The sequence below is a fragment of the Kosakonia sp. N21 genome, from assembly GCF_050587465.1.
In the GTDB taxonomy this organism is placed as follows: Bacteria; Pseudomonadota; Gammaproteobacteria; order Enterobacterales; family Enterobacteriaceae.
Genome location: NZ_JBOBHR010000004.1, coordinates 590,743 through 617,418, shown reverse-complemented (window position 1 = coordinate 617,418; position 26,676 = coordinate 590,743). Strand labels below are relative to the sequence as shown.

The window sequence follows — 26,676 nt, the reverse complement described above, 5'->3', positions numbered from 1 at the left end:
TGTCCGCCCGCGAACATTTCTGATTACAACCCAGGAGCCTGGCTCCTGTTGTCAATAACCTGTCTGGCCTGTGACAAGTTACCGGGATGATGCGTATGAGTGGCTTAACTTAAATTGTTTGTTTCCTTTTGTTTCACCGTGCGGGGAATTTACCGCGGGCATAGTAAGTGATTTAACTCGCTGAATCGATATTTTCCTTACGATTTGCCTGTAACCAATGAAAAAAAATATTTCAGGCAATCATGTTTGTTGTTATATGTTGATTTTAAAGAGAAATTTTGTGAAAGAATTTATAAAAATAAAATATTGAGTCCGTTGCTAAAACAACATATATTAGCCGCGCTTTTTGTAAGCCCCCATTAAACCTTTTATTCAACCCGGTGTTAAAGATACTCCCGGTTGTAGGAGTGATATGATGACGGATAAAGTCCGTATTGATACTTTGAGTGCTAATTCATTACCGCAGAGCAATGAAACCTTTTTAGCAAGACAAGCTGAGTTTGAATCTAACGTCAGGAGCTATCCACGCAAGCTGCCGCTGGCTATTGCCAAAGCGCAGGGCGTCTGGATCACCGATGTTGAGAATAAGCAGTATCTTGACTGCCTGGCGGGCGCAGGGACTCTGGCGCTTGGTCATAATCATCCTGAGGTGCTTCAAAGCATTCAAAGTGTCATTACCAGTGGCTTACCGTTACATACGCTCGATCTGACCACCCCGCTGAAAGATGAGTTCTCCTCTTATCTGCTGTCATTGCTGCCAGGTCAGGGCAAAGAGTACTGCCTGCAGTTTACCGGTCCGTCCGGTGCGGACGCCGTTGAAGCGGCACTGAAGCTGGCGAAAAAAGTGACTGGCCGTTCTGGCGTGATTAGCTTCTCTGGTGGCTATCACGGTATGACGCACGGCGCGCTTTCCGTTACCGGCAACCTGTCGCCGAAAGAAGCGGTCAACGGCATGATGCCGGAAGTGCAGTTTATGCCTTACCCGCACCAGTACCGTTGCCCGCTGGGCATTGGCGGTGAAGCCGGCGTTAAAGCATTAACTTACTACTTCGAAAACCTGATCAACGACGTTGAAAGCGGCGTACGCAAACCGGCGGCGGTGATCCTCGAAGCGGTGCAGGGCGAGGGTGGTGTGAACCCGGCGCCGGCAGAGTGGCTGCAGCGTATCCGTAAGGTGACGCAAGAGCACGGCATTATGCTGATCATCGACGAAGTGCAGGCTGGTTTTGCCCGTACCGGTAAACTGTTTGCTTTCGAGCATGCCGGTATTGAGCCGGACATCATCGTGATGTCCAAAGCCGTTGGCGGCGGTTTACCGCTGGCCGTTCTGGGTATCAAAAAACAGTTCGATGCCTGGGCTCCGGGTCACCACACCGGTACTTTCCGTGGCAACCAACTGGCCATGGCCACCGGTCTGACCACGCTGAAGATCCTGAAAGAAGAGCGTATTGCCGATAAAGTTGCCGTTCAGGGCGAGTGGCTGAAAGGCAAACTGGCGGAACTGCAAAAACGTTTCCCGGTGATGGGCCACATCCGTGGTTTGGGCTTAATGATTGGTATTGAGATCGTTAAACCGAACGAAGCGAAGGATCAACTGGGTTGCTATCCGGCTGACGGCGAACTTTCCGCACTGCTGCAGAAAAAATGCTTTGAAGCGGGCCTGATTCTGGAACGCGGCGGCCGTAATGGTTGCGTGCTGCGTCTGCTGCCATCGCTGCTGATCACCAATGCAGAGCTGGAAGTGTTCCTCGATAAATTTGAAAGCGCACTGCTGGGCGCTGGCGTTAAGCCTGTTTAATCGGAGATGGCATGTCTGATTTAAATCCGATTCTGTCCGGTTCTGCGCAGAGTATTGCCGCCTATCAGGACGCCATTGAACAAAGCACCAAAGCGGTGGTTCAGTGGCTGCAACAACCTGAGATGTACCAGGGCAAAAGTGTTGAGCAGTTGCGTGAGCGCATCAATTTAGCGTTTACCGCTCAGGGCCTGGGCAACCAAGCCGCCATTGAGCGCGCTGTTGAGTATTTCCTCAAAGACAGCCTGTCTGTTCACCATCCGCAATGCGTGGCGCACCTGCATTGTCCGAGCCTGGTGATCAGCCAGGCGGCGGAAGTGTTGATCAACGCCACTAACCAGAGCATGGATTCGTGGGATCAAAGCCCTTCGGCTACGATCATTGAGATCAAGCTGATTGAGTGGCTGCGTGAGCAGGTCGGTTATCAGGCGGGCGATGCCGGGGTCTTCACCAGCGGTGGTACTCAGAGCAACCTGATGGGGCTGATGCTGGCGCGCGATGCGTTTTTTGCGCGTCAGGGCCACTCGGTTCAGCAGCATGGCCTGACCGGTAATCTCAGCAAAATCAAAGTACTGTGTTCTGAACATGCCCACTTCTCGGTGCAGAAGAACATGGCGCTGATGGGACTGGGTTATCAGTCCGTGACGCTGGTGAAAACCGATGCTTTCTCGCGCATGGATGTTAACGATCTGGCGGCGAAGCTGGCAGAGGCGAAAGCTAACGGTGAGCAGGTGATGGCGATCGTTGCTACCGCCGGGACCACCGACGCAGGTGCGATCGATCCGTTAGCACAGATCGCCGCGCTGGCGGCCGAACAGCAGATCTGGATGCACGTTGATGCCGCATGGGGTGGGGCGTTACTGCTCTCTGAGAAGTATCGTCACTTCCTGAATGGTCTGGAGTTAGCGGATTCCGTCACCCTGGACTTCCACAAACAGTTCTTCCAGACCATCAGCTGTGGCGCATTCTTGCTGAAAGATGCCCGTCATTACCAACTGATGCGCTACCAGGCCGCGTACCTGAACTCTGACTTTGATGAAGAGCACGGCGTACCGAACCTGGTATCGAAGTCACTGCAAACAACGCGTCGTTTTGATGCCCTGAAATTGTGGATGGGTCTCGAAGCATTGGGTAAAAAGCAGTACGCCGAAATCATTGATAACGGTGTGACGCTGGCGCAGCAGGTTGCGCAGTTTGTGGCTGAACAGCCGCTGCTGGAACTGGTTATGCAGCCGCAACTGGCCAGCGTACTGTTCCGTTTCCGCCCGGAAAACCTGGATATTTCTGCCGTTGCGTTACTGAACCAGCGCATCGGCGATGCGCTGCTGGCGTCTGGCAGTGCGAACGTGGGTGTCACGGAAGCGGATGGCGTCACTTGCCTGAAACTGACGTTGCTGAACCCGACGGTTTGCCTGGAAGACGTGAAAGTTCTGCTGGCCAGTGTGACAGCGTGCGGGATGCAATTGCACGCCTGATCGCTCCAGTAAATGATAAAAGCCGACAACAGCGATGTTGTCGGCTTTTTTTATGCCATGTAGATGGGCTAAGGGCGTAAAAAGAGAGATTAGAGTTTACCCCCGCTTCAAAATATATCCTGTAGTGAGAATTAGGTATTTTCATTATTTTCCTATGCCCGTGGATTCGTTGATATTTACAAAAAAGATCCTTAATGAAATTGAGATTTCTCAGGAGTCAGACTAATTTTTACCATGCGTAATAAGCTTTTCCTGCCATAACTCTTTATCCGCATCCTGTGAATAACATCAGGATAAATATTTCCTGAATGTCGTTCGGGACGCTATAGCTAAAGTTTATGAAAATTTCAGTGAATAACCTGAAATTAGATAACCTTTAATTAAAAAATTAAAGGTCTGGTCGATAATAGGTGAATAAGGAAAAGAAAATGGGAAAGACAATATTTTTCATAGGCGATGATCACGACACAGATGGATGGATAACCACCGGCTGGAAGTCGGTTTCGAAAAGCATAGGTAAAGCGAAGTTTGTCCTGTTGCTGGAGGTGCCATTTGACGATAAAAATGGGATAACTGCGGAGGATCTGGATACTATCCTCGAAGATAAGCCTGAAGGTGAAGATGCAACAACACTTAAAGCTGTATGGCATGCCAGCGACAAGGCATACGGTTTTGATGCTGAAGGCGGGCCAACCTCGACGAAAAGACAGAATGGGCAAGCGAAGAATATTAACTTCTTTGTGAATAGTTTTTCGGCGACGAAATCACAAACGTATTTCGTGGTGATCGTAGGAGACTATCACCTTCAGCCTGAAGGTTGGACGCCACTCCAGGATTATGATTATGGTCATGATGTGAAAACAGTATACGCGCCAACGCCATAGTCATTCTGGTTAAATAAATAAGCTCATGCAAGATAAGTCATATTTTTTTAGCCGATCCTTTCCTGCATTATTTTGCAGGGAAGGTGAGGTATTTGGTTAATTTGTATTGAATTAAATCCTTATTTGTCGCACGATAATTGACAACATTGATTATCCATACATTTAAGGAGAATCTTTACCAGATGGCTATCACTATTTTAATCCCCGATGACTATCAGTTCGCAACGGCACAACTCGATTTTTTACATCAGAATGCGCGGTTCCATTGCGTTGCGCTGGGTGATATGAGTAAAGATCCGGGCGCGAATACGCAATTGGCGGTTGCCGAAGCATTAATCCTGATCCGCGAAAGGACGGTGATTGATGCGGCATTTCTGCATCGTGCGCCTAACCTTAAAGTGATCAGCCAGACCGGTAAGCTGGCGCGGAATATTGATATTGCCGCTTGCACAAGAGCCGGTGTTGCGATCGTTGAGGGCACGGGTTCACCGGTTGCTCCAGCAGAATTAACCTGGTTGTTGATCATGGCATCGCGAAGAAAATTAATCCCCTCAGTAAACGCCATGGCGGCTGGTCGCTGGCAAACCGAAATTGGCCGCGCGGTGAATAACCAGACGCTGGGTATTCTGGGCTACGGGAAAATTGGTAAACGCGTTGCTACCTATGCAGCGGCATTTGGTATGAACGTGCAGGTGTGGGGGAGCAAACGTGCGCAGGAAGAGGCGCGATCTGCCGGGTTGCAAGTACCCGAAAGCCGGGAGCAATTCTTCGCTTCCTGCGATGTGTTAACCGTGCATCAACGGTTGGTGGCGGAAACCGAGGGCAACATTACCCGTGCGGATTTGTCATTGATGAAACCGGATGCGTTGTTTGTAAATACCAGCCGTGCCGAACTTGTCCGCGAAGGTGCGCTTTATGATGCCTTGATTGAAGGGCGACCCGGTTTCGCGGCACTCGATGTCTATGAGCAGGAACCTGTTTACGATCCCGACAATCCTTTTTTAAAGCTGCCCAACGTGTTGTGCACGCCACATTTAGGCTATGTGGAAAAGGAGAGTTACGCACTCTATTTCAAGGCCGCGTTCGATAACGTCGTGCGTTTTTTTGATGGCGACACTGCGCATGTCATCAATCCTGAATTCCTGGGAAATTGACGCCAACTCGGGTGAATGGATCCTAAGGATCCCATTCATCAGGGTGAACAGTCAGAGCCAACAACATCGATAATCCACTCTTTTCTGTACGACCAAAATCCTTCTTCGGCATAAAATCACTGATTTTTCGGGACTCCTGGCGGGGCAGGGGAGGCTTTTTGAATTTTATATCGGCGTGCGTATATATTGCTGATTAGCCCTATTGATCGTAACGATCTATAAATTAGTTTGTGTTGTATTCTAATGTGACTATTAATTTAAATTGTCTGCAAAATAACCGTCTTCATTTTATTTTTAACGTAGCAAGGATATATCCTTTCCATAATAAGGGGGTAAGCCTATGGTGTGAAAAAAATTAAATATATTTTATATTCAATATTCAAGTTATTTTCGAATTAAACTACCTAAGCAATAAGGAATTACATTATGAGTACTTTAATTAGATTTAATCTGACAAATCAGAGCAATACCCTGCAGGATTTTTTCTTCTTTCAGGAGCCTGCGGTATATATCGGCGGAAGTAATGTTTATTCAAACAGCATTCAGAATATTTCTCTGGCGCCTTATTCTTCCAGTAGTAGTACTTACACTTTTATGATTAATATGCAGTTTTATGCTGGCGCACAACAAAGCAATACCCCGCCGGTAGTGGGGCAGCAGTCCGGATATTTGTCCGCAATTCGGCCTGTCGACCTGACTCCTGCGACAACCAGTGACGCGCAAAATAACTCGACAACGCTTTCGTTGAGCCCGTTTGGGCTCAGTGTGCCGGTGGCTGATACCACGGCGCAGGCGGGGTCATTCCGCATTGTTTCGCCGGTGTTTAACCCGAGTCTGAACAATATCAACGCGGGATCCGCGGTACAATTAGGGGATGGTTCGGTAGTATTATCTAACTTTACCACCGTGCTTCCCAATCAGAATCTGGATTGTCAGCCGATCCTTAAATATTACATTCAGACCGGGTCATATCAGGCGGGAACAGTGATGAATTTCACCAGTTCATCATTGACCGCAGCATTCTGTGATGCGACCGGAGGCGAAACTACCTTTGACGTTGCTTATAACATCGATGGAACGTGGACAGTTACACCGAGTTGATAAATAAAAGCAGTTTTTTTCAACTCTCCCTGATGTTAATACACGCCCGAAATACAGAAGTGATAACAGTAATTTTTCTGCATTCGGGCATTTTCAATTTAAAGATTTAAAGGTGAAATATGTACAATCCAGATGAAGATATTAGTACTGCCGATTTTGCAAAAGCGGCAAAAGAAAATGGTTGTGTTAAAGCGGACAACGATAAGGGCACTTTTATCGGTAATCCTCCTGATGCGACAAAATATCCACATGTTCATATATTTTCAAATGGGAAAACAAACCTGAGTGTTGGCTCAGGCGTCAATCAAACGATTGGTATTAATTGGGATATCAACATCCAGCTTCTGAACGATGCTTATAAACGCTTTAATCAGGGGCAAATTACAGGGCCACTTAAAGAAACGATTGAATGGGTATTGCGCTCTGCATCATAACGCCAGCACCGATATGTTGTCAGAACGAGTAGTGGCGGAAGGGATAGCGCCAGTCACAGTAAGGTCAAACCGTCCTGCATAAAAGTCGCAACACAACGCGATGCAGGACGGACAGATCGCAGGCAAGTAAGAAACGACAGGAGAGGTAAGCCTGGCAACTTGCTGATTGGCCGGGAATGAATGCCCAACAATGGTCCTGTTCAGTGCCAGATTCAATTTAACATAATATACATTATGCGTACTTATGTGTGTAACAGCAAAGTTGTAATGTCCGTTCTGGGCTAAGTTAAGATGTCCGTCACGTAGATTCACCATCGAGGGATTCTGATGACGGCACACGCAGCGGAGTTTTTCACTTTGGACGAAGTTAACCGACTCAAAATCATTCAGGACGTTGTCGACCGGCGTCTGACCACACTGATGGCCGCGCAGCGCCTTGGTATTTCCGATCGTCAGTGCCGACGCCTTCTGTCGCGTTACCGTGAATCTGGCCCACTGGGTATGGCTAGCCGACGTCGTGGAAAACCCAGCAATAACCAACTACCTGATGGTCTTGCCCGGTACGCACTCAATATTATCCGCGAACGCTATACCGATTTTGGGCCTACGCTTGCGTGCGAGAAACTCGCAGAACTGCACGATATTCACCTTTCCAAAGAAACTGTCCGTTCACTCATGGTCAAAGCTGGTCTCTGGATCCCCCGCAAACAACGTGCGCCAAAAGTTCAGCAACCACGTTATCGACGGGCCTGCTGCGGCGAACTGATACAGATTGATGGTTGTGACCATCGCTGGTTCGAGAACCGTGCGCCCGCCTGTACCGCACTGGTCTACGTCGACGATGCAACGAGTCGCCTGATGCAGCTTCGTTTCGTGAAATCGGAATCAACCTTCACCTATTTTGAAGCCACCAGGGGCTATCTGGAAAAGCATGGCAAACCACTGGCATTGTATAGCGACAAAGCCAGCGTCTTCAGAATTAACAATAAAAATGCCACCGGCGGCGATGGTTATACCCAGTTTGGCCGTGCGATGCACGAGCTGAACATCCAGACTATCTGCGCCAATACCAGCTCAGCCAAAGGCCGCGTGGAGCGCGCCCATCTGACGCTTCAGGATCGCCTCGTAAAGGAACTCAGGCTCAGGGGCATTTCTTCAGTGGATGCAGCCAATCATTTTGCTGATGAGTTTATGACTGATTACAACCGGCGTTTTGCGAAAGCGCCCCGGCATGACTTTGATGTGCATCGACCACTTGAGAATGACGATGATCTGGCCGCATTTTTCACATGGCGGGAACAGCGCCGTGTTTCAAAATCCCTGACGGTGCAGTATGACAAAGTACTCTATCTGATTGAAGATAATGAGTTAAGCCGCAGATCTATTGGGAAGTACATTGAGGTCTGGCATTACCTGGATGGCCGGAAAGAACTCCGGCTAAACGGAGTCGTCCTTCCCTACTCCACTTATGATCGTCTTCAGGAAATTGACCAGGGTGCTATCGTGGACAACAAGCGCCTCGGGCGGACACTTGAGTTTATTAAGTTGGTTCAGGACAAACGCGACAATAACCGATCTCAGGCTCTTCCTGCCGGAGATGGCCCCTCGCGGCGGCGCAGGAAACCCACAGAGAAGAAATCACAGCGCTCCCTGGACGGAGACGATATGCTCGATGCGTTGAAGACATTACAGTCACGTTCTGAGGAAATCTTCGGTACAAGGTAATAGCTTCAGTGTTATGATAAGTAAGGATAAATTAAGTGCCCCCTCAATTTTTAAGTCCATAGCATCCCTAAAAATGGCATATAAGAAAGGTGGAAATATATGAAATTGAATCCTGATAAATACAATAGAAAAATTACTCTATTATGCCCTGTATGCGGAGGGGCAGAAATGGAGCATACCGAAGAGTTAGAGGACGTCAAATGCTTAGGATGCGGAAAAAAATTCACTAACGATGAGTTAATACAAGAGAATGGCGTAAGTATTGATTCACATGTTAATGAAGTAAAAGATGAGTTATCGAAGGATATACAGAAGCAATTTAACGACATACTGAAGAAAGCATTTAAGGGAAGTAAAAATATAAGGATAAAATAATGACGACAAGTGACGTCATCGCTTTAGGTGCGCTTGCAGTATCAATCTACACCATCATATCATCCGAGATTAGATCAGGGAAAAATGCAAGAGAACAAAAGGTTATCAAAGATGAGCAAGATAGGTTACGTAAGTTGCTTCTGGAAAAAGAAACAAAGTCCGCCATCAATGATATGAAGGCTGAACTTGGTGCTCGCTTGGTAAAAATAGCCAGAAATAATTATAGGTTAAAAGTATTTAACAGAGGCAAAGTTGAAGCTAGAAATATAGAAATTCATTTCCCTGACAATGATGGTGATGAATACCTTGTAATATCGGATGTAGAAGAAAAATTCCCATATGAGATACTGCATCCGCAACACGGAATTGAGATTATTGCGGGGCTAAGTTTCGGTAGTAAAACCAAATACCGGATAAAACTCATATGGGATGATGATTATAAAAAAAGAAATGAAGAGGAATTTTTCATTTCAATATGAATTTACTTACTCATCAACATTTAACTAAAAAGACCGCTGTGGAAGATATTTCCTCAGCGGCCATTTCAACTTTTCTGGTATACGGACATCTCTACTGTGGTAAGATTTTTAAGTTATCTTCAAAATAATCATCATAAATCGCCTCATTATTCTTCCGCATGAATCTGTGGAGACAATTGGGAACAGGATTAGAGGTCGATCTATGGGCGTAAACCTCATCCTGAATCGCCCTTAATTCATGAGATAAGATATCATTGTTTATCATGCCACTTATCTTTATGCTCTGTATTTTTTTCTCAATAAAATCTTTGACGCGAATAATTCGACTGATTGATTTTTTGTTTTCAACGTATAACATTATCACATGTCTAAAGAAAGGAAGCGTAAAAACAATATAAAACAAAAAATCTTCCAGTGAAGATTTAGACCACAAACCATATGCCAGAAGTATCAAAAAGGAAACTAACATAGTGATAAAATAGATTTTACTCATAACATCACGTTGTGACTTATCCCAACCGAAATTTTTAGCATGACATAATAATGCCATGACGTTTTCATTGGCATCGTAGTCCTTATTTAGATACCAGTTAAGGAACTCATCCTTTTTGTTTCTTTTTTTGTAATACCTTGAAGACTTAAAAATATCTTCTCTACCAACCGGCTTACCTACTTTTAATTCACTCCATGGAATGTGTAAAACATCGCAGTCAAACATTTCCTGAATAGTGGCTGCACATTTTTTCATTGAGGAAATCACTGTAGAAAAAACAATTGTGATGAGCAGCACAATTATACCGTAATAACCGAGGTAAGGAGCTATAGTCAAATGAGGGAACAACCCCATTTTCTTTATCACTGTAGTAAATATTACAATAGCGACAGATATTACGACACTAAGAAAAAATACTACCCAGTTAACAAATTTTACCTGTGAGTAGATCCGCCTCATTGCCATCAGCAACTCGATGTTTTTACTATCATTTTGGCGCAAAAATATTTGACTCATTTTTCATCCGTATGATGGGAAGTTTACACCAAAAACATCCTGCCATTTGTTAATGGACGCTCTGTGGTTATTTTGGCTTTCGTAATTACGGGCTTCAGTTGCTTTTCCTTGGTCAAGATAACAGCGGATGGATATCTTTAATTTCTCATCATCACTAAGGTTGTTTATGTTCCCTTGTATGCCTTTGTGATCGTATACTGGACTAAATATAGCAGAGGCTAAGTAACCTAAAACACTGACAATCTCTAAATCGACCCATTGATAACATTCTGAGCGACCGTTGAAGTAGTTAAGTAACATGGTCTCTAACAAGTAACTACTCATTGAAGGCATAGTAGGACGTTTTTGCCAATATTTTATTACACGAATGACATTTAACATGTTTCCTGAAAGTTTAACATTAAGATCTGTGACTTTTTGCTTGTCAATTCGTGGGTCTGTCTTCTTCCAATGACCATTGCCATCTGGTATTAAATAATATGTCTTGCCGAATGAATCTGGATTAGTAATGAATGCAGGAACTATATCAAAATTCCAGTCATAGGATTTTAGCTTAAGAGTAGCTGCTTCCTGATTTCTTTTTACATCTGCCTTATCATATTGCGGAATTTGATTTAGGCTTGAGATAAAACTATTTATTATTTTTCGAGAGTTAATAAAATTTGAACCATCATGCTTATAGTATTTTAAGCGAACTGTTCCTTCACGCGCAGTGATTAATATTTTTCCATCACTCTCGATGTATACACAATCATCACCATCGAGACCAAACATAAGATCTATATCATCTAAAGGGCGGATTTTTGTACGTCTAGCAAAAGAACCAAAACCTGTATGTATATCAGGGTATATTATGGGAAAATAAACATCATTATTTGGAAAAGTGTTCATTCTACCCAGCAACCAATCTCTACTGGCTCTGGCTTGATTAGTTTGAGAGCTGTCTAGATTTACTATATTTCGCTGAAACTCGTTAAACGCAGCAGTCACCGTAAGAGCCATAGCATCCCTCTTCTACCAGCTAAAGGCTCATTTTACCATTAGGTTATAGGCTGTCTCCACATGAATTTACTCCTGCAAACTACTGAGTATTGGAGGACATTTGAACTTTGCCCTACCCCGGACATCTGAACTTAGTTTTGACATGGTGTATTCGGGCGAAATCCGGCTGTTTGCGGTCATGGTTGTGCTGCTCGTGTTATTACATTTGTGCTATTCCTGGCGTTCTTCTCAGTACCCAGCCTTTGCAACAAAACCTGCCGGGCATGCGCAATGCGTGGCTGACGCAATGCACCGGGTAACCATACCAGGTTATAACGGATTTCGGTGTCGCCTGTTGGTGCATTCAGTTTTACCATTTCACCACTGGCAATCTGTCGCTCGCACAGAAACGCTGGCATCACCGTCCAGCCAAATCCCCGGCATAGCAAACTTCGCAACCCGCGTAAATCCTGCCCAACCAATGCAGGACGCAATCCATGACATTTCATTCCGTTTTTATCCAGCCAGTGATCGATAAGCGAAAGTTCAAGGTTATATGCCAGCAGTGGCTCTTTCAGTAAATCGTGGGCAAAATCGTTGCTGTGTGCCAACCGGGCTGCCAGCGCTGGTGACGCAACGGCGATAACGCGATCGGTGAAAATGACGTCACCTTTCAGGCGTGGATCCGTTACAGGATGCGCCGTCAGTCCCAGGTCGCAATGACCTTCCGCCACCATTTGCGTCACGACCGGACCATCGCCGGTGTGCATATGGATCCGGATGCCGCTTTCAAGCAGCGGAAGCAATTCGCCTGCCAGCTTCTCGGCCATAAAATCAGCATGGCCAATTAACTGAAGCGTTCCTGCTACATCCATTGAACGCGCCCTTGCCGACGCCAGTGCGGATTCGGCGTCATCCAGTTTATTACCAATATCCGCCGCCAGATCATCTGCTGCAGCCGTAGGCTGAACACCGTGCGCCAGACGTTCAAAAAGAGGCCGCCCAATAGCAACTTCCAGTCCGCTTATATGCTGAGAAACCGCGGGTTGAGTAAGATTCAGCGCCCGCGCCGCGCGGGAAATGGACCGCTGGCGATAAACTTCCATAAACGTGCGTAACCGAACCAGAGACATCGTCACCTCATAAATTTATTTATACCCCTGCTAAAATAACCTTGTTAGCCATGAATTTCTACACGGGTTACTCTGCTTAAAACGAAGCATTACTCACGAAGTAAACGACAAACAGACTAAAAATTAAGGATTACTGATGAAAATTTTGATGGTTCTGACATCGCATGATGAACTCGGTAACACCGGTAAAAAGACAGGTTTCTGGCTCGAGGAGTTTGCTGCGCCCTACTACGTTTTCAAAGATGCTGGCGCCGATATTGTGTTGGCCTCTCCTGCTGGCGGTCAGCCTCCGCTCGATCCTAAAAGCGATTTGCCGGAATTCCAGACCGCGCTCACGACCCGTTTCAAATCCGATAACGCTGCGCAACACGCATTGGCATCGACCGTCAAACTGGAGACTGTTACCCATGACGATTTCGACGCCGTTTTCTATCCGGGTGGCCACGGTCCTTTGTGGGATTTGGCTGAATCCCGGACGTCGATCCAGTTGATTGAGTCGTTTAACCGGGCAGGTAAACCGATCGCCTTTGTTTGCCATGCGCCAGGTGTGCTGCGCCACGTAAAAACGACAAACGGCGACCTGTTAATCAAAGGACGCACAGTGACGGGCTTTACGAATGGTGAAGAAGCGGCGGTCGAATTAACGGATGTCGTCCCTTTCCTGATTGAAGATGAGTTTATCGCTTCGGGTGCGCATTATGTGAAAGGCGCGGACTGGATGCCGTTTGTTGTGGAAGATGGCAACCTGGTCACTGGTCAGAACCCGGCCAGCTCAGAAGAGGCTGCGGTAAGATTGTTGAAAAAACTGAACGCATAAGCATGCCAGGGAACACAGAAGCCAGGGTTTAGCCTGGCTTCTGCAATCTGTCAGATATCCAGCTCAACCCAAACCGCAGCATGATCTGAGCCTGCATTGACCGGTTTTTTCAGTTCCGCATAGGTTTCCCACTTTGCCGGACGCACACCAGGCCACATTCCTTTGCGGTACACGCCGCCCTGCATCACTTTTTCCCATAAAGCGGGCGACAACAAAATATAGTCAATCTTGTTGCTGGCGGTACAACTTCCCCAGGTGCCAGGGTAACCGCCGTTATCAAATTTTTCATGGGTAAAGATGTCACGCAAATCCGTCTCTTTAAGCAACGGTGCCAGCGTCTGGCTGTCTGGTGTGTCGTTAAAATCCCCCATAATGGCGATAAGCGTTTCACCGTCTTTCACCCGCTGCTGATAAATCGCCTTCACCCGCTCCGCCTGCGCTTTACGACGGGCATCGGAGCTGTCTTTGCTGCCATAACCTTTACTTTTCAGGTGATTAACTAACACATACAGCGTTTCGCCATTGTTCAACGGGATGGCAAATTCCGGGCAGTCGCGGGAGAAAATCAGTGCGCCTGTGCGGTCTTTATCGTCAACATGACTGCGAATGGTATCGATCGGAAAGGCGTTGGCCGTCATCAAACCGACGTCAATGCCCCGCTCATCGTTACCGTCGATGACCATGACATGTTCGAAAGGCGCGCCTTTGCGCGCTGGCAGGATTTCGCTGTTGAATGCCTGTAACGCGGGTCGGCTTTCCGCCTCCACAACGGCAAGAATATCGGCGCGTAGATCGATCATGACCTGCGCGGTAAGGAGCATGGCGGTTTCATCCACCGGGGCGGATCGCAGTTCCAGCGAACCGACCCAGTCTGCGCGGCCTTCAGCGGTAATGCTGATTTCACCGCCATCTTTGGGCCGGGTTAGCAGTTTTCCACGGTTACGACGCAGAATCACGAACGGGCCGGTATCAGACTTCTTCAACCCCAGCTCGTTCATCAATACCACCATTTTTCTCTTTATTTCAGCGGTATACGTTAACTCGCCAAGCAGTGCATTTAACGCGGCAAACTTCTCCAGAATCGGTTTGCCCTCAGCCCAGTCGCTCTGGTTCATGGCCTTTGCACGATCAAACAAGTTCTCAACGTTATAAGAAGCCAGCCGCATTATGCACCCTCCCCTTTATTGCATTAGTCGTCGCAGGATTTCACCGCCAGTTTGTTTTCCTGCCAGCCGTAACAGGTTGCTTTCAGCACCGTCGGTTTCGTCTCATACAGAACCAGTAACCGCTGTCCGGATGTATTGATCTTCCAACTGATGCTGGCGGCAGTTTTTCCTGTCAGGCGCTGCGGACGGTTATTTTCATTCAGCCCGTAAATATCGATTTGTTCAGCCGCGGCGCCAAATTGCACCGTGACGGCCAGCAGCGGACGATCGTGCCAGCGCCACTCCTGGAGCATCAACAGTGACGGGGCCCAGGCATCCGGCCATGCCGTTGACCATACAGACTGAATGTTGCCGTTATTCTGTTTTTCAAACAGCGCCAAATGTGACGTGCGGGCATCCGGCGTTCCCTGTTCCCAGGCGACCCAACGTGCCGTGCCCTCTGCATCGTTGTCTGCCTGGCTGAGATTACGCACAGGCGACACCATCAACTGATTTACCACATCCGGGATGGTCTCCGCTGCCGGGCAAGATAAAATAGCCAGGCCACTTAGCATGCCAACAGTTGTAACCCATTTATTTATATTCAATTGTTATGCCTTTTATTTTGACAGGGTTAGTCCTGCTTCAACTTGCGCCACAGACTCATTTTACTGATCCCGAGCCGGGCGGACACCTGCTGCTGGTCCTGATGATAGAGATTCAGATAAAACGTGATAACCTGGCGTTCGACATCTCTGATGATCTCTTTTAATTGACCTTTATTCAGATTAACGAAAACCGGTTCGCGTTCGCAGCGCGTCTTGTCGACGGTGAAAAGCGTAAACCCGGTCAGGGTTAAAATTTCGTGCAGCGAATAGCGTGGAAAGCTGGCCGACAGCAATCCCAGTCGCTCAATCATAAACCGCAATTCACGTACATTTCCCGGCCAGTGATACAACGCAAAAAGGTCAAGAAACTGAGTAATCAAATGCTCTGCGTGCATTTCTGCGAACAGCTTACCGGCCAGATAACGAACATCGCCAGCACGTTCGCGCAAAGGAGGAACGGTCAACGGCAGTACATTCAGGCGATAATATAAATCGCTGCGAAACGCGCCCTCCCGGGACAGCGTTTCCAGAGTACGGTTGGTCGCACCCACGATGCGGACATCCACCGGAATGATATCCTTACCGCCGATGCGCATAATTTCGTACTCTTGCAGGACGCGCAACAAACGGCTCTGAATAGAAAGGGGCAACTCGCCGATCTCATCAAGAAAAAGTGTTCCCTGATGCGCCAGTTCAATCAGCCCCGCTTTTCCTTCCCGTCTGGCCCCGGTGAATGAGCCTCCTTCATAACCAAACAGTTCGCTTTCGAGCAGGTTTTCCGGGATCGCCGCGCAGTTAATAGCAACAAACGGGCCGCCTCGCCGATTGCTGTGGTTGTGAATACTCTGTGCAAATAGTTCTTTTCCGGTACCCGATTCGCCATAAATCATCACCGGAGATTGTGTTGTAGCGTAAACTTCCGCCAGTTTTTTCACCGCCTTCATCTGGTCGGTTGCGGTGAGGATGTGATCAAAAGTATAACGGGCGTTAAACCCTTTTTTGACCATCTTTCCGCGAATAATACGCTCAACTTTTTGTATCTGTGGGGTATCAGTAAATGAGCACACTACGCCGATGCACCGGGTGCCCATAAATATGGGAACCCGGCTGGTAATAATAGAGGTATTCTCCAACTCCTGCAGCTCGCGCACTTCTGGCGCGCCGGTTTGTAGCACTTGATTAATACGGGTATTTTTTATCACCGTGTCAACCGGCTTACCGATTACCGCTTTCTCGCTCAGGCCAAAAATCGCCTGCGCGGCTTTATTGAACACCTGAATAGCATTATTTTCATTAGTAACAATAATCCCCTCAGTAATGGATGACAGAATGATCTCCAACCGGGCCATATCCTGAAATTTGCGTTTACTGGTTTCAACAATTGCCAGCGCTTCCCTGAGCGCACTGTTAACTGATTCCACACCGTTTTCAACCAGTACACCCTGCATAGCTGAGAGTCGTGCCGAAGCCGTAACAGGAAAACCACCCGTTATTATTTTATAATTCTTACTCGCGCAATATTTTAACTTATTTTTCATATCCGGTTCTGATGTGAAAACAAATTCGTCGATGGAGATCTTCAACGCAATCGCGATAAGAGCGACATCAGGCAAAGTGACCTTGTAATTAAAAAAGGCAATTCTTTGCGGCGTATTGCTAAATGACAACAGCGATTTTAATAAATCCGACGCCGATGTGAGAACGCAAACGACGGGGATAGTTGTCGCTCTTTTTATGTATTCGGCGGTGCCACCACGGCTCAAAATAACATCATAATAATCATCATCCAGGTTACGGGCAATATTGGCCGCTTGTTCAAGACTGCCATGGTAGACGTGGCAGTTAAACAAACCTGTACAATGTTCTATTACTATTTCTTCCAGTCCCGGATAAGGCGTAATGAGTGCAAGATTAGGTAATGAATTAAGTGGCATAATTTACCTGTACAACGTTGCTGGTTTATTAAATTAATATCATAACTGATATTTTTAACACAATTGATATTTGTTCCTCAGAGTGAATGATTAATATGATTTGATTTTGTACCTTTACAATTCAAGTGTTTATCCTTTGATAAAGAACGAATACATTTCTGGCATGGGAATTGATTAACACCTTATCAGACAGAGGCGCGTTGTTTCTGTCGATAAATATATCTATTTCATAAGGAATGAGTGTGAATAATCAATCTGGTGTATTAAATGGTGTTCGTGTGCTTGATTTAACCCGTGTTCTGGCCGGGCCTTATTGTGGAATGATGTTGGCGGACTTTGGTGCCGATGTCATTAAAATCGAATTGCCCGGCAAAGGTGATGATTCAAGGGCGAATGCGCCACAAATAAATGGCGAAAGCGCTTATTTTATGAACCTCAACCGAAATAAACGCGGAATTACACTCAATCTAAAATCAGATGAAGGGCGCGGTATTTTTCTTGAAATGGTTCGCAATAGCGACATTGTCCTTGAAAATTACCGCCCGGGGGTGATGGAAAAACTGGGCCTCGGTTATGAGGATTTACGCAAAGTGAATCCCGCGATTATTTACGGCGCAGTGTCCGGGTTTGGTCATACCGGTCCCTACGCAAAGCGTGCCGGCTACGACATTATTGGCCAGGCAATGAGCGGGCTGATGAGTACGACCGGCTGGTCTGACACGCCCCCTACCCGTACCGGCACCGCCATCGCCGACGTTGTTGGGGGAATGAGCTGTGCCATCGGCGTGCTTGCCGCCTACGCCAATCGGCTGATAACCGGTATCGGCGAAAAAGTAGATGTTGCACTGGTTGACTCAATGGTCTCTGCGCTGGAAATCATCAATATTATTTACCTCAACACCGGCCGTGTTCCAACGCGTATCGGCAATCGTTACGAAGCCATTTATCCCTACGACTCTTTTCAGGCGAAAGACGGCTACGTCATTATTGCTTGTGGTAACGACAAGCTGTTTGGCCTGTTAAAACACACCATTGGCATTAATGCGCTCGAAGATGAGAAGTTTGACTCGAATATCAATCGTGTCGCGCACCATGCGGAACTCAAAACCATTATCGAAGGCTGGACCCGCGATCGCCCTATCGATCAGATTGTGGAAATACTGCTTGCTGCGGGCATTCCTTCTGCCCCAATTAACACCATCGATCGCGTTACCAAAGATCCACATATTGCGGTTGCTCGTGAGATGTTTGTTGATATTGAACACCCGGTTGCCGGGAAAATTACCATGACCGGGAACCAGGTGAAGTTCACCAATAAAAAAGTCGCTATCAGAACCCCTGCGCCAACTCTCGGGCAGCACAACCATGAAGTACTGCAAGAATTGCTGAATTATTCAGACGAAAAAATCCAACAACTGACTGACGCTGGCGTACTTTGAGGTTATTGGTATGACTAAATTGATTCAGATAACGGAAGTAGGCCCACGCGATGGTTTTCAAAATATTCAGGACCCTATTCCGACAACGTTGAAGATGAATATTATCGATAATCTTGTTGCTGCCGGGATTAAACACCTTGAAATTACGTCGATGGTCAGTCCAAAAGCGATACCACAAATGGCGGATGCCCGTGAGGTCATTAAACACGTTCTGCATACGCATCCCCAAATCACCCCTTACGTATTGGTTCCTAATGTTAAAGGTGCGCAGTTAGCCGCAGATAATCATATAACGCATGTAAATTATGTTATATCCGTCAGCCCGCTGCACAATCAGGCGAATATCAACAGGACTCACCAGCAATCCCTTGATGATTTGTATTCTATTCGTCAAAACTTACCCGAACTGGATATTACTTTGTCGCTGGCTACGGTGTTTGGCTGTCCTTTTATCGGGGCGACAGATGTGAATGTCATGCTGGATATCATTAAATTTGCCGACGAGCATGGCATTGGCAAGATCACGCTTTGCGACACCATTGGTGTCGCCACACCGTTACAGACGTTGCGCATTCTTCGCGTTATTCAGCAAGCCTTTCCGTCGATAGACGTGGGGTTGCATATGCATAACACCCATGGGATGGCGCTTGCCTCGATGGCCGCAGGTTTACAGTCTGGCATTACCCGCTTTGAAACTGCCGTAGGAGGTTTAGGGGGCTGCCCGTTTGCACCAGGCGCTGCCGGTAATGCGGCAACGGAAGATGCCGTCAATATGTTTAATCGCATGGGGTTTGATTCAGCCATTTCCCTTGAGGGCGTGTTGCGCGTATCGGCGCTAATAAAAGAGACAATTGACCCCAATCTGCTGAGCAGCTTATCGCGGGCCAGAACGTACAGTGAATTCAATTTTGATAGCGCACATGCCATGCCTGACAACGATCACGGAAGCATAAAATATGGAAAATAGCGGAAAGCCCAAAATGACCCATTACAGATGGTGGGTGATGAGTTTTATTTTTGTTATTTACACGGTAGCTAATGCCGATCGCGCCAATATCGGTTTTGCTATTCCTTTTATTCAGCAAGAATTTCAGATGTCCAATACTATGGCGGGGTTGTTGATCAGTTTATTCTTTGCTGGTTACGCTTTTTTCCAGATACCCGCGGGTTATTTGATCAGAAAGTTCGGCATGCGTACCACCTTTAGTATCGGCATGTTGCTGACATCTATACTTACCGGGTTGATGGGGATCGTGAATAACGTCTTCATTCTAAAACTGCTGCGTTTACTGGTGGGCGTGAGTGAAGCGCCGGTGGTAATCGGTTCCACTGCCACCATTAATCAGTGGTTTCCGTCGAAGGAAAAAGGCACGGCGACGGGTCTGTTCCTTGCTGGCTCAAAATTTGGCCCATTAATTGTTCCCCCGCTCTGTGCATGGATCATCATGACCTGGGGCTGGCGTTACATTTTCGTCTTCTTTGCAATACCCGGTTTGTTGTTGTCTGTTTTCTGGTATCTGATGGTACGCAACAAACCGGAGGAGAGCCGTTTCGTGAATGCGCATGAAGCGGCATACATCCGCGAAGCGCAACCTTCCACAGGGCAAGATGCGGCGTCTATTCAGCGTAGCAGTGAGTTTAAATATTGCTGGCTGGACAAATTGATTCGCACGAAACAGGTAGAAGAACTGTCCTCTTCAAAGCAGGTATTCCGCTGCTGGGACATCTATGGCGTTGCCCTTGGCTATTTTTCCATGGTTGGCATTGTCAGCGTGTTGATGTCCTGGCTGCCGAAGTATCTCATCACTGAACGCGGTTTCGATTTAACCAGTTCGGCGGTGCTGGCAGCTGCACCTTTCCTTGGCACGGTATTAGGCAATTTCTTTGGCGGCGTATTATCTGACAGGGTGCTGAATAAAAGACGTAAGCCTTTGATGCTTCTCAGCGCTGGTGCGACAATTTTCACCATGTATTCACTGGTGTATGCCCCGGAAAGCAAAATCGTACTTTCACTGATGCTGTTTTTGCTGGGATTAATGCTGTCGCTTGGTTATTCCGCCTATTCGGTCTACGCGATGGGGCGCACCAATAAAGAGATTTATCCGGTGGCGTACAGCGTGATCAATATGGGCGGTCAGTTGGGCGGGATGTGTATGCCATTGCTGGTTGGGGTGATCCTGGATACATGGCACTGGAATGCCGTTTTCATGACGATGACCGGCTTCTGTGTGCTGTGCTTTATTCTCGTGACCACCGTGATTGAACCGTTGTCGAAAAACGTAAAAATAGTCCATTGATAAAGGTAAGATGGGGACAGGATGTCCCCATTTATCCGACGGCGATATTACACTGACTGCTTATTTACCGGACATAACCCCTACCGCAATGATGAAAAATATCAAAAAAAGCCTCGTGCTCAGCATGATAGTCGACAAAAAAAAGCGGACCCTCAATGACGATCAACTCGATTCTCTGCGGGATCGCCTGCTGGACAGAGCTGGCGGGCCGGTTGGTTTACACACGATGGCGCTACCGCTGTCCGGCAGCACGCTTCTCACGATGTTTAGCTATATGATGTGGCAGGTTCCATTATGGATGGCGCTATTTCGCTGGTTTGGCTGGCCGGAATTTAAACTCTTTGCCGGAATATTGCCGGCGGCAATGGTATATCTCCTGCTGCTCTATGCTGCGGCGCTGTTTACCGCCAAGGGTTTTCTGCGCGCGTTTAGATTTTTTCTGATCCTTATTTTGCTGACCGCATTGGGCACGCTGATCAATTTCATCGCGGCTGTTTCCCCCTGGCTGACAGGCACGACGAGCCACACTACCCATCTCGTTACCGCTGTGCTGGCAGTGATATTCAGTGGCTGCGCCGTTATATGCCTCAACAGCGTGATGTTTTACCGCACGACGGCGTATTGCCTGCATAACCATCTATGGCGCGGGCAGCTCAAACGTGCACAGCAAAAAGAGCGGCGGAGAGTCGCGCGAAAACACGGATAGCACTTATTCCGGCATTAACCGCTGGCACACCTCGCGCACAAACTGGCGCAACCAGCGCTGCGCCGGATCCACTTCTGAACGCGGATGCCACAGCTGCGATACGGTGATCCGGTGAGTTTTCACCGGCAGTTCGAACACATGAAAGATATCTTCTGTCGCCGGGCTAATCAGAAAAGAGGCCGGGATCAACGCCACCAGATCGCTTGAGCGCGCAACGGCCAGCGCAGCGGGAAAACCCGGTACGACAGCCGCAATGTTGCGCGTTAATCCGTGTTCCGCCAGCCCGTCATCCACCGGGCCGCTCAGCAAACCGCGCCGGGAAGCGACAACATGACCCCAGGCCACATACGCTTGTGGTGTGACGGCGTTAAGCTGCGCCAGCGGGTGCGTTTTTCGCACAACCCCAACAAACCGATCCCGAAATAACGCCTGGACGCGGATCTCCGGCCCCATCTCCCCCAGAACGCCGATTTCCAGATCGACAAGCCCTTCGCGCAGCGGTCTGGCGCTCTTTTCCGCTTTTGGCAGAAAGCGCAGCAGCACGCCCGGTGCGATGGCTGCCGCTTCTGCAATCAGCGTCGGGCCGAAGGCTTCCACAAAACCGTCGTTGGCGCGCAGGGTAAATACCTGCTCCAGATGCGCCACATTCATGCCGGGTAACGCCGGGCGCAATACCGAACGGGCTTCAAAGACCGCATTTTGTGTCCGCTCACGGATCCCTTCCGCGTACGGGGTGAGCACCATGTTGCGCCCTGCCCGCACCAGTAACGGATCGCCAGTCGTCTCCCGCAAACGGCTTAACGTGCGGCTCATGGCCGACGCGCTCAGCCCCAGGCGACGCGCGGCGGATGCAACGCTTCGCTCAGCGAGCAGAACATCCAGCGCAAACAGCAAATTGAGATCGGGTTCGGTCATCACAGTTGGTTTCTCATCGATGATTATCAGATGTGGCGTTTGCTGCATGTTATTAATGCAACTGCTGCGTCTTCCGCCTTATCTTGCGCGCATTTAAGGTTATCGCAAGCACAAATTCAGAGAGGTCGAGATGGAATTATTTACCGATAAACCCGGCGATGAAGGCTTACCGGGGTGTCAACGCGCGCTGGCGATGATCGCGGTGATGATGAGCACCACCATGGCGGTGTTTGATGGCGCGATGGTGAATATTGCCCTGCCGCAGATAGCCCGGCTGCTTAATGTGACAGCGGGCAATGCGGTGTGGGTGGTTAACGCGTATTTGCTTTCCACCGCCATGACGCTGGCCATCTTTGCGGCGCTGGCGGTAAGAACAGGCTTTCGCGTCCTGTTTGCTGCCGGACTGGGGCTGTTTACGCTGGCCTCGCTGGGGTGTGCGGCGTCGGCGTCGCTGGAGATGCTGGTTGCCATGCGCATTTTGCAGGGAATGGGCGGCGCGGCGACACTGAGCATAGCGCCCGCTATCTTGCGTTCTGTCTTCCCCACCCGCCTGCTGGGACGCATTCTCGGCATCAATGCATTATTGATTGCAACAGTAACGGCACTCTCGCCGGTGATCGGCGGTGCGTTGCTGGCGACAGTGGGCTGGCAATGGCTGTTCGCGATAAATATCCCGCTGGGATTGATCGCCATCATGTTGACGCTGCGTGTGCTGCCCGGTAAATCGCACTTTACGACTGGCCCGTTTGATGTGGCGGGCGCGGTACTGTCCGCAGCCATGCTGGGCGCGGTGATCATGGCGGCAGACGCCTTTTCGCGACCGGATGCGCTACTCGACGCTGTTGCGTATGCCGCTATCGCCGTGTTTGCCGGGCTGGCGTTTATCCGCCGCCAGCAGCGCGCGCCACAACCGCTTCTGCCGCTGACCTTGTTTGCGGAACCGCGTTTTTCCCTGGCAGCGCTGACCTCCCTGGCTTCGTTTATCAGTCAGGGGATCACCTTCATCGTACTGCCTTTTTTATTCCAGAACGTGTATGGCTACAGTGCGTTTACCGCCGCACTGCTGTTCACCGCCTGGCCGGTGGGGATCATCCTCGTCGCGCCACATGCCGGACGGCTGGCGGATCGTTATGCGCCAGCGATCATCTCGACGGTCGGCTTATGCCTGTTCGCCGTCGGGCTGACGCTGCTGGCCCTGCTGCCCGATCGGGCGCAGATGTGGGATATCAGCTGGCGCGGGCTGGTCTGCGGTATCGGTTTTGGCTGTTTTCAAAGCCCGAACAACCGCGAAATGATGGCCAATGCCCCACGGCAACAGAGTGGTTACGCCTCCGGTATCCTGGCGATCATGCGCACCTTCGGCCAGTGTCTTGGCGCGGCCTTTGTCGGCGTGATTTTTGCCGTCTGCTCGCGCTCTGGCGCGTCAGCTCAGGATGCGTCCGCCATCCGCCTGGGGTTATGGCTCGCCGCAGTGGCTACCGTACTCGCTATCCTTTTCAGCCTGAGCCGCATCCGTCTCGCTCAGGCTAAATCTGAGTAAAAACGTTTTAAAATCGTCATAGCCCGCCGCGGCGCTGGCTAACGCCCCGGCATGCTTCCATTCGTGGAAAGGCGGCGTGGCATGGTGATGTGTTTCATAAGCGATGTGCGCATAGTTGATAAAATTAACCAGAAAGGCGCGATAAAAATTATGCGGCTCATCGATATACCGTTCATAGTGACGGAAAAACGTCACCGCCAGATGGTGAAAATAGCCATCCCGATAGCGACATTCAAAACAGAGCAAAGAAAGCATAAACGGGAAGTCATAGAGCATATCGCCGCAATAGCGCATGCGGTCGATAAACACCAGCGCATGCTCCGGCGTCACCAGCAGATTGCGTAAATGGAGATCCCCGTGAATACGGGTGAAATAGCCGTAGGTGGCTTCATTGCGCTTTCCTGGCGGCGTTTGCCGTCTTGCGGCGCATATCGCCTCGTAATGTTCAATCGTGATAACGGCGTTCCAGTGAACCTGTCCCAGCACATCAGCGAGTTGCACCATTAACGATGACGCATGCGCCTCTTTTGCCAGCAGGCAGTTCTCCAGCGTTTCACCCGCAACAAACGGGTAACGGAGGGTATTGCCCTGTAACTGGCTGCGTACATGTCGGGGAAAACTGCAAAACTGGCGATGCAGCGCGTTAGCGTCGGTGACCAGATGGCAGGTCTTGGTGACACAGGCTGTCGGCTGAATCACGGTGTGTATGCGTCCATGCAGCGGGGTTTCGATGTCGCTATCGTTGAACATAAACCCGGCCAGTTGTTGCCGGTAATCATCATAGGCGGCGCTGTCTACGCTTAGCATCCCAGTGACATGCCCTTCGGCGATTTTGAAGGTGCGTTTCACGGGCGCGATGGGATCATAATAAGCCCCGCGCCCCATTCTGAACGGCGGTTCGGACGCGCTGTCGCTTTCATGAAGGGGAAGTTCCAGATAGTCGAGGCCCAGTTGCTGCATGGTGGCGGTGAAACAATCCGGTACGACGGCGTCCGGTAACGCGGCGGCGAAAACCGGGCCGGAATGGCCCTGCTGGCGGAGATAATGGCGCAGATAGTGCGTGGCGGCGGCAAGCGAAGCCCCCGAGTCAACGAAATCGACCACCAGCCAGGTGCTCTCTGCAGGCCTGTTTTCGGTCGGGATAAAGCGCTGAAGATGGTGCTGAAATGCCGTGTACTGCTCCGCGGATAACGGTGTTCTTAGCAGCGGGACCGCTTCGCCCGGATAATTATGGCGAAAGCCGCTCAGGGGCAAAATAATGACCGACCCGGGGCCTAAATAGCATTCAAGAAACGCCATTAACGGAGTTGGCGAACGCCCAATGCCCACAAAAATAACCGGCCAGAATGGCGCGACCTTATCAAGCAGTGCCAGACCGAGGCGTTTCAGTTGTTGGTATTCAAATGGGGTCACTGTTAACCCCTCTTTTACCCGGCTATTCACTACCGTCTGCATAGGTGATTACCTGTCTTCTTTGCGACAAAACAGCTTCAGCGCGGCGTCTTAAACCAGAAGTCCACGTTCGGGTTAACGCGCAGAAAATAGCTGTACAGCGCCCCCGTACAGTTAACGGCGCTCTTTAACAATAACGCGCTATACAGCCCCAGCGGGTTGCCGCCACGGCGAAAAAAAAGCTTCATAACCGGGCAATGCAATACACAGACATAGCAGCCGATCAGCACCAGCATAAGAAGGACGGCGGGCCAGCAGTTAAGCACCAGCAGACAGCACAGCGCGGCCACCGTTAGCAGGGGGCCAAAAGGCCATTGCAACATCTGAAACAGGCGCCTGACCTGCAAGAGCCGCAAACGTGGATCGGTGTTTTTCTCGCGCATCAGCTTCAGCAGCGAAGTGATATCCCCTGCATGCCAGCGTGCTGCCTGCCGCACGCTGACAGGAAAAAGGGCAACGGTAGAGCAGTAATCGAAGTAAGGCGTTGGCCTTGCGTAGACATGATTCATCACCGCCTGGTAGCCGAATAACAGATCCTCGGTGACCGTTTCGGTGGGTAGAGGGTGTTGGGCAAAGTAGCGCGCTTCAATAAACAAGCCGTGACCAACGCAATATGACAAATTCACCGCGCGTTGCCGCCGGTGGTTTTCTAACAATGACGGCAATTCATGGCTCATCATCCAGCGGGTCTGGAAAATGGCCGAGGCTTTCCCCAGCAGAGAGAGTCTGGCAAAGTTGGTCGAATAGACTGGCAGCATCTGGTAGATCTTTTCGTCATGCGTGTCTTGCGCAATATACTCACACCCGCGTATGTCGGGGCGAGAATCGGCATCGAAAATAGCATAATAGACAGGTAATCCGCCCTCTCCTGTTTCGGCTTGCAACTGCGCCACGGCATAATTGATCTGATGCGCTTTGTTGCCGGTCAGCAACGGATAATGAATCAACCCGATCTGCTCCGACAGATGCGGCTGGATTTGCTGCCAGGTTTTATTCTCCGTCGCGCTCCCCTCTCTCTGCGTGGTGATAAACACCAGCCGGCTTGTGGGGTGCGCGGCAAGAATACGGTTAAAACACGCAATGGTTTCCTGGATAATCGTGTGTTCATCCAGCACGGGAATCAGAAAGATAAATCTTTTTTGCCTTTTACCCCGTAGCGGCTTACGGGTTTCATGGGTAATAAACGCGATACTGGTTCGTATATTTCGATATTGTCTGATATTGACAGCGATAAATATAAAAACCAGAAAAGTAAGCGCGCCATATATTATTGTCATG

General features: G+C 49.0%; 24 protein-coding genes. 15 read left to right on the top strand and 9 right to left on the bottom strand.

Annotated features, from left to right (window positions below):
* Positions 1 to 412 precede the first annotated feature (412 nt).
* The 9 genes from ACQ3G7_RS13105 to ACQ3G7_RS13065 all read left to right on the top strand — a co-directional run bounded on the left by ACQ3G7_RS13105 (position 413) and on the right by ACQ3G7_RS13065 (position 9,422).
* Positions 413 to 1,798, top strand: a complete 1,386-nt coding sequence (locus ACQ3G7_RS13105; protein ID WP_263096632.1) for a diaminobutyrate--2-oxoglutarate transaminase — start codon at positions 413 to 415, stop codon at positions 1,796 to 1,798.
* A gap of 11 nt (positions 1,799 to 1,809) precedes the next feature.
* Positions 1,810 to 3,270: a pyridoxal phosphate-dependent decarboxylase family protein gene (locus ACQ3G7_RS13100; RefSeq protein ID WP_263096631.1), complete on the top strand. Its 1,461-nt coding sequence runs from the start codon at positions 1,810 to 1,812 to the stop codon at positions 3,268 to 3,270.
* A 428-nt stretch (positions 3,271 to 3,698) separates the two neighbouring features.
* A complete protein-coding gene (locus tag ACQ3G7_RS13095) occupies positions 3,699 to 4,154 on the top strand; it encodes a hypothetical protein (protein ID WP_430890119.1) in 456 nt (151 codons plus the stop codon).
* 182 nt (positions 4,155 to 4,336) lie between these two features.
* Positions 4,337 to 5,308 (top strand): D-2-hydroxyacid dehydrogenase family protein, encoded by a 972-nt coding sequence (locus tag ACQ3G7_RS13090; protein WP_430890118.1) that lies wholly within the window; start codon positions 4,337 to 4,339, stop codon positions 5,306 to 5,308.
* Positions 5,309 to 5,734: 426 nt separating this feature from the next.
* Positions 5,735 to 6,409 carry a hypothetical protein gene (locus tag ACQ3G7_RS13085; RefSeq protein ID WP_430890117.1) on the top strand — a complete coding sequence of 225 codons (675 nt, stop codon included), beginning with the start codon at positions 5,735 to 5,737 and terminating at the stop codon, positions 6,407 to 6,409.
* 119 nt (positions 6,410 to 6,528) lie between these two features.
* Positions 6,529 to 6,843 carry a hypothetical protein gene (locus ACQ3G7_RS13080; RefSeq protein ID WP_430890116.1) on the top strand — a complete coding sequence of 105 codons (315 nt, stop codon included), beginning with the start codon at positions 6,529 to 6,531 and terminating at the stop codon, positions 6,841 to 6,843.
* 327 nt (positions 6,844 to 7,170) lie between these two features.
* Complete coding sequence (locus ACQ3G7_RS13075; protein ID WP_430890115.1) at positions 7,171 to 8,568, top strand: ISNCY family transposase; 1,398 nt, start codon at positions 7,171 to 7,173, stop codon at positions 8,566 to 8,568.
* A 99-nt stretch (positions 8,569 to 8,667) separates the two neighbouring features.
* Entirely contained in the window at positions 8,668 to 8,943 is a 276-nt protein-coding gene (locus ACQ3G7_RS13070) for an ECs_2282 family putative zinc-binding protein (RefSeq protein WP_234277054.1), read from the top strand.
* Complete coding sequence (locus ACQ3G7_RS13065; protein ID WP_208557574.1) at positions 8,943 to 9,422, top strand: hypothetical protein; 480 nt, start codon at positions 8,943 to 8,945, stop codon at positions 9,420 to 9,422. Before ACQ3G7_RS13070 ends, ACQ3G7_RS13065 begins: the two co-directional genes overlap by 1 nt.
* 91 nt (positions 9,423 to 9,513) lie before the next feature.
* Here the strand turns inward: ACQ3G7_RS13065 and ACQ3G7_RS13060 are convergent, their stop codons facing one another.
* The 3 genes from ACQ3G7_RS13060 to ACQ3G7_RS13050 all read right to left on the bottom strand — a co-directional run bounded on the left by ACQ3G7_RS13060 (position 9,514) and on the right by ACQ3G7_RS13050 (position 12,545).
* Positions 9,514 to 10,431 (bottom strand): S-4TM family putative pore-forming effector, encoded by a 918-nt coding sequence (locus ACQ3G7_RS13060; protein WP_234277053.1) that lies wholly within the window; start codon positions 10,429 to 10,431, stop codon positions 9,514 to 9,516.
* A gap of 3 nt (positions 10,432 to 10,434) precedes the next feature.
* Positions 10,435 to 11,433, bottom strand: coding sequence for an SMODS domain-containing nucleotidyltransferase (locus ACQ3G7_RS13055; RefSeq protein WP_430890114.1), 999 nt, complete (start codon positions 11,431 to 11,433; stop codon positions 10,435 to 10,437).
* Between the two features lie 176 nt (positions 11,434 to 11,609).
* Positions 11,610 to 12,545 (bottom strand): LysR family transcriptional regulator, encoded by a 936-nt coding sequence (locus ACQ3G7_RS13050; protein WP_430890113.1) that lies wholly within the window; start codon positions 12,543 to 12,545, stop codon positions 11,610 to 11,612.
* 136 nt (positions 12,546 to 12,681) lie between these two features.
* On the opposite strand from ACQ3G7_RS13050, the gene ACQ3G7_RS13045 reads away from it, so the two are divergent.
* A complete protein-coding gene (locus ACQ3G7_RS13045; protein WP_430890112.1) occupies positions 12,682 to 13,362 on the top strand; it encodes a type 1 glutamine amidotransferase domain-containing protein in 681 nt (226 codons plus the stop codon).
* 50 nt (positions 13,363 to 13,412) lie between these two features.
* On the opposite strand, the gene ACQ3G7_RS13040 is transcribed toward ACQ3G7_RS13045, so the two are convergent.
* From ACQ3G7_RS13040 to ACQ3G7_RS13030, 3 genes are read right to left on the bottom strand one after another with little or no spacing between them, the layout of a single operon-like run.
* On the bottom strand, positions 13,413 to 14,528 hold the full coding sequence (locus ACQ3G7_RS13040; protein ID WP_430890111.1) for an endonuclease/exonuclease/phosphatase family protein: 1,116 nt from the start codon (positions 14,526 to 14,528) through the stop codon (positions 13,413 to 13,415).
* A gap of 23 nt (positions 14,529 to 14,551) precedes the next feature.
* A complete protein-coding gene (locus tag ACQ3G7_RS13035) occupies positions 14,552 to 15,115 on the bottom strand; it encodes a hypothetical protein (RefSeq protein WP_430890110.1) in 564 nt (187 codons plus the stop codon).
* 26 nt (positions 15,116 to 15,141) lie between these two features.
* On the bottom strand, positions 15,142 to 17,049 hold the full coding sequence (locus tag ACQ3G7_RS13030; protein WP_430890109.1) for a sigma 54-interacting transcriptional regulator: 1,908 nt from the start codon (positions 17,047 to 17,049) through the stop codon (positions 15,142 to 15,144).
* A gap of 242 nt (positions 17,050 to 17,291) precedes the next feature.
* Here ACQ3G7_RS13030 and ACQ3G7_RS13025 point away from each other — a divergent pair, with 242 nt between their 5' ends.
* The 4 genes from ACQ3G7_RS13025 (at position 17,292) to ACQ3G7_RS13010 (ending at position 21,491) form a co-directional block, all read left to right on the top strand.
* Positions 17,292 to 18,488, top strand: coding sequence for a CaiB/BaiF CoA transferase family protein (locus ACQ3G7_RS13025; protein WP_430890108.1), 1,197 nt, complete (start codon positions 17,292 to 17,294; stop codon positions 18,486 to 18,488).
* A gap of 10 nt (positions 18,489 to 18,498) precedes the next feature.
* Positions 18,499 to 19,455 (top strand): hydroxymethylglutaryl-CoA lyase, encoded by a 957-nt coding sequence (locus ACQ3G7_RS13020; protein ID WP_430890107.1) that lies wholly within the window; start codon positions 18,499 to 18,501, stop codon positions 19,453 to 19,455.
* 13 nt (positions 19,456 to 19,468) lie between these two features.
* Positions 19,469 to 20,785, top strand: coding sequence for an MFS transporter (locus ACQ3G7_RS13015; RefSeq protein WP_496353814.1), 1,317 nt, complete (start codon positions 19,469 to 19,471; stop codon positions 20,783 to 20,785).
* An 88-nt stretch (positions 20,786 to 20,873) separates the two neighbouring features.
* Positions 20,874 to 21,491, top strand: a complete 618-nt coding sequence (locus ACQ3G7_RS13010; protein WP_430890106.1) for a hypothetical protein — start codon at positions 20,874 to 20,876, stop codon at positions 21,489 to 21,491.
* A 3-nt stretch (positions 21,492 to 21,494) separates the two neighbouring features.
* On the opposite strand, the gene ACQ3G7_RS13005 is transcribed toward ACQ3G7_RS13010, so the two are convergent.
* Positions 21,495 to 22,406 (bottom strand): LysR family transcriptional regulator, encoded by a 912-nt coding sequence (locus ACQ3G7_RS13005; RefSeq protein WP_263100900.1) that lies wholly within the window; start codon positions 22,404 to 22,406, stop codon positions 21,495 to 21,497.
* A 130-nt stretch (positions 22,407 to 22,536) separates the two neighbouring features.
* Here ACQ3G7_RS13005 and ACQ3G7_RS13000 point away from each other — a divergent pair, with 130 nt between their 5' ends.
* A complete protein-coding gene (locus tag ACQ3G7_RS13000) occupies positions 22,537 to 23,946 on the top strand; it encodes an MFS transporter (RefSeq protein WP_430890105.1) in 1,410 nt (469 codons plus the stop codon).
* Here the strand turns inward: ACQ3G7_RS13000 and ACQ3G7_RS12995 are convergent.
* Positions 23,863 to 25,401 carry a phosphotransferase gene (locus tag ACQ3G7_RS12995; RefSeq protein ID WP_430890104.1) on the bottom strand — a complete coding sequence of 513 codons (1,539 nt, stop codon included), beginning with the start codon at positions 25,399 to 25,401 and terminating at the stop codon, positions 23,863 to 23,865. The genes ACQ3G7_RS13000 and ACQ3G7_RS12995 overlap by 84 nt on opposite strands.
* 35 nt (positions 25,402 to 25,436) lie before the next feature.
* Positions 25,437 to 26,513 carry a glycosyltransferase family protein gene (locus tag ACQ3G7_RS12990; protein WP_430890103.1) on the bottom strand — a complete coding sequence of 359 codons (1,077 nt, stop codon included), beginning with the start codon at positions 26,511 to 26,513 and terminating at the stop codon, positions 25,437 to 25,439.
* Positions 26,514 to 26,676: the final 163 nt, after the last annotated feature.

What these genes read in the sequence shown, in the direction of transcription:
- ACQ3G7_RS13045 (WP_430890112.1), top strand. Translation starts at nt 12,682, where the DNA reads ATGAAAATTTTGATGGTTCTGACATCGCATGATGAACTCGGTAACACC.
- ACQ3G7_RS13060 (WP_234277053.1), bottom strand. Translation starts at nt 10,431, where the DNA reads ATGAGTCAAATATTTTTGCGCCAAAATGATAGTAAAAACATCGAGTTG.
- ACQ3G7_RS13080 (WP_430890116.1), top strand. Translation starts at nt 6,529, where the DNA reads ATGTACAATCCAGATGAAGATATTAGTACTGCCGATTTTGCAAAAGCG.
- ACQ3G7_RS13075 (WP_430890115.1), top strand. Translation starts at nt 7,171, where the DNA reads ATGACGGCACACGCAGCGGAGTTTTTCACTTTGGACGAAGTTAACCGA.
- ACQ3G7_RS13005 (WP_263100900.1), bottom strand. Translation starts at nt 22,406, where the DNA reads ATGACCGAACCCGATCTCAATTTGCTGTTTGCGCTGGATGTTCTGCTC.
- ACQ3G7_RS12995 (WP_430890104.1), bottom strand. Translation starts at nt 25,401, where the DNA reads ATGCAGACGGTAGTGAATAGCCGGGTAAAAGAGGGGTTAACAGTGACC.
- ACQ3G7_RS13030 (WP_430890109.1), bottom strand. Translation starts at nt 17,049, where the DNA reads ATGCCACTTAATTCATTACCTAATCTTGCACTCATTACGCCTTATCCG.
- ACQ3G7_RS13070 (WP_234277054.1), top strand. Translation starts at nt 8,668, where the DNA reads ATGAAATTGAATCCTGATAAATACAATAGAAAAATTACTCTATTATGC.
- ACQ3G7_RS13010 (WP_430890106.1), top strand. Translation starts at nt 20,874, where the DNA reads ATGATGAAAAATATCAAAAAAAGCCTCGTGCTCAGCATGATAGTCGAC.
- ACQ3G7_RS13090 (WP_430890118.1), top strand. Translation starts at nt 4,337, where the DNA reads ATGGCTATCACTATTTTAATCCCCGATGACTATCAGTTCGCAACGGCA.
- ACQ3G7_RS13015 (WP_496353814.1), top strand. Translation starts at nt 19,469, where the DNA reads ATGACCCATTACAGATGGTGGGTGATGAGTTTTATTTTTGTTATTTAC.
- ACQ3G7_RS13055 (WP_430890114.1), bottom strand. Translation starts at nt 11,433, where the DNA reads ATGGCTCTTACGGTGACTGCTGCGTTTAACGAGTTTCAGCGAAATATA.
- ACQ3G7_RS13050 (WP_430890113.1), bottom strand. Translation starts at nt 12,545, where the DNA reads ATGTCTCTGGTTCGGTTACGCACGTTTATGGAAGTTTATCGCCAGCGG.
- ACQ3G7_RS13020 (WP_430890107.1), top strand. Translation starts at nt 18,499, where the DNA reads ATGACTAAATTGATTCAGATAACGGAAGTAGGCCCACGCGATGGTTTT.
- ACQ3G7_RS13095 (WP_430890119.1), top strand. Translation starts at nt 3,699, where the DNA reads ATGGGAAAGACAATATTTTTCATAGGCGATGATCACGACACAGATGGA.
- ACQ3G7_RS13100 (WP_263096631.1), top strand. Translation starts at nt 1,810, where the DNA reads ATGTCTGATTTAAATCCGATTCTGTCCGGTTCTGCGCAGAGTATTGCC.
- ACQ3G7_RS13065 (WP_208557574.1), top strand. Translation starts at nt 8,943, where the DNA reads ATGACGACAAGTGACGTCATCGCTTTAGGTGCGCTTGCAGTATCAATC.
- ACQ3G7_RS13085 (WP_430890117.1), top strand. Translation starts at nt 5,735, where the DNA reads ATGAGTACTTTAATTAGATTTAATCTGACAAATCAGAGCAATACCCTG.
- ACQ3G7_RS13000 (WP_430890105.1), top strand. Translation starts at nt 22,537, where the DNA reads ATGGAATTATTTACCGATAAACCCGGCGATGAAGGCTTACCGGGGTGT.
- ACQ3G7_RS13105 (WP_263096632.1), top strand. Translation starts at nt 413, where the DNA reads ATGATGACGGATAAAGTCCGTATTGATACTTTGAGTGCTAATTCATTA.
- ACQ3G7_RS13040 (WP_430890111.1), bottom strand. Translation starts at nt 14,528, where the DNA reads ATGCGGCTGGCTTCTTATAACGTTGAGAACTTGTTTGATCGTGCAAAG.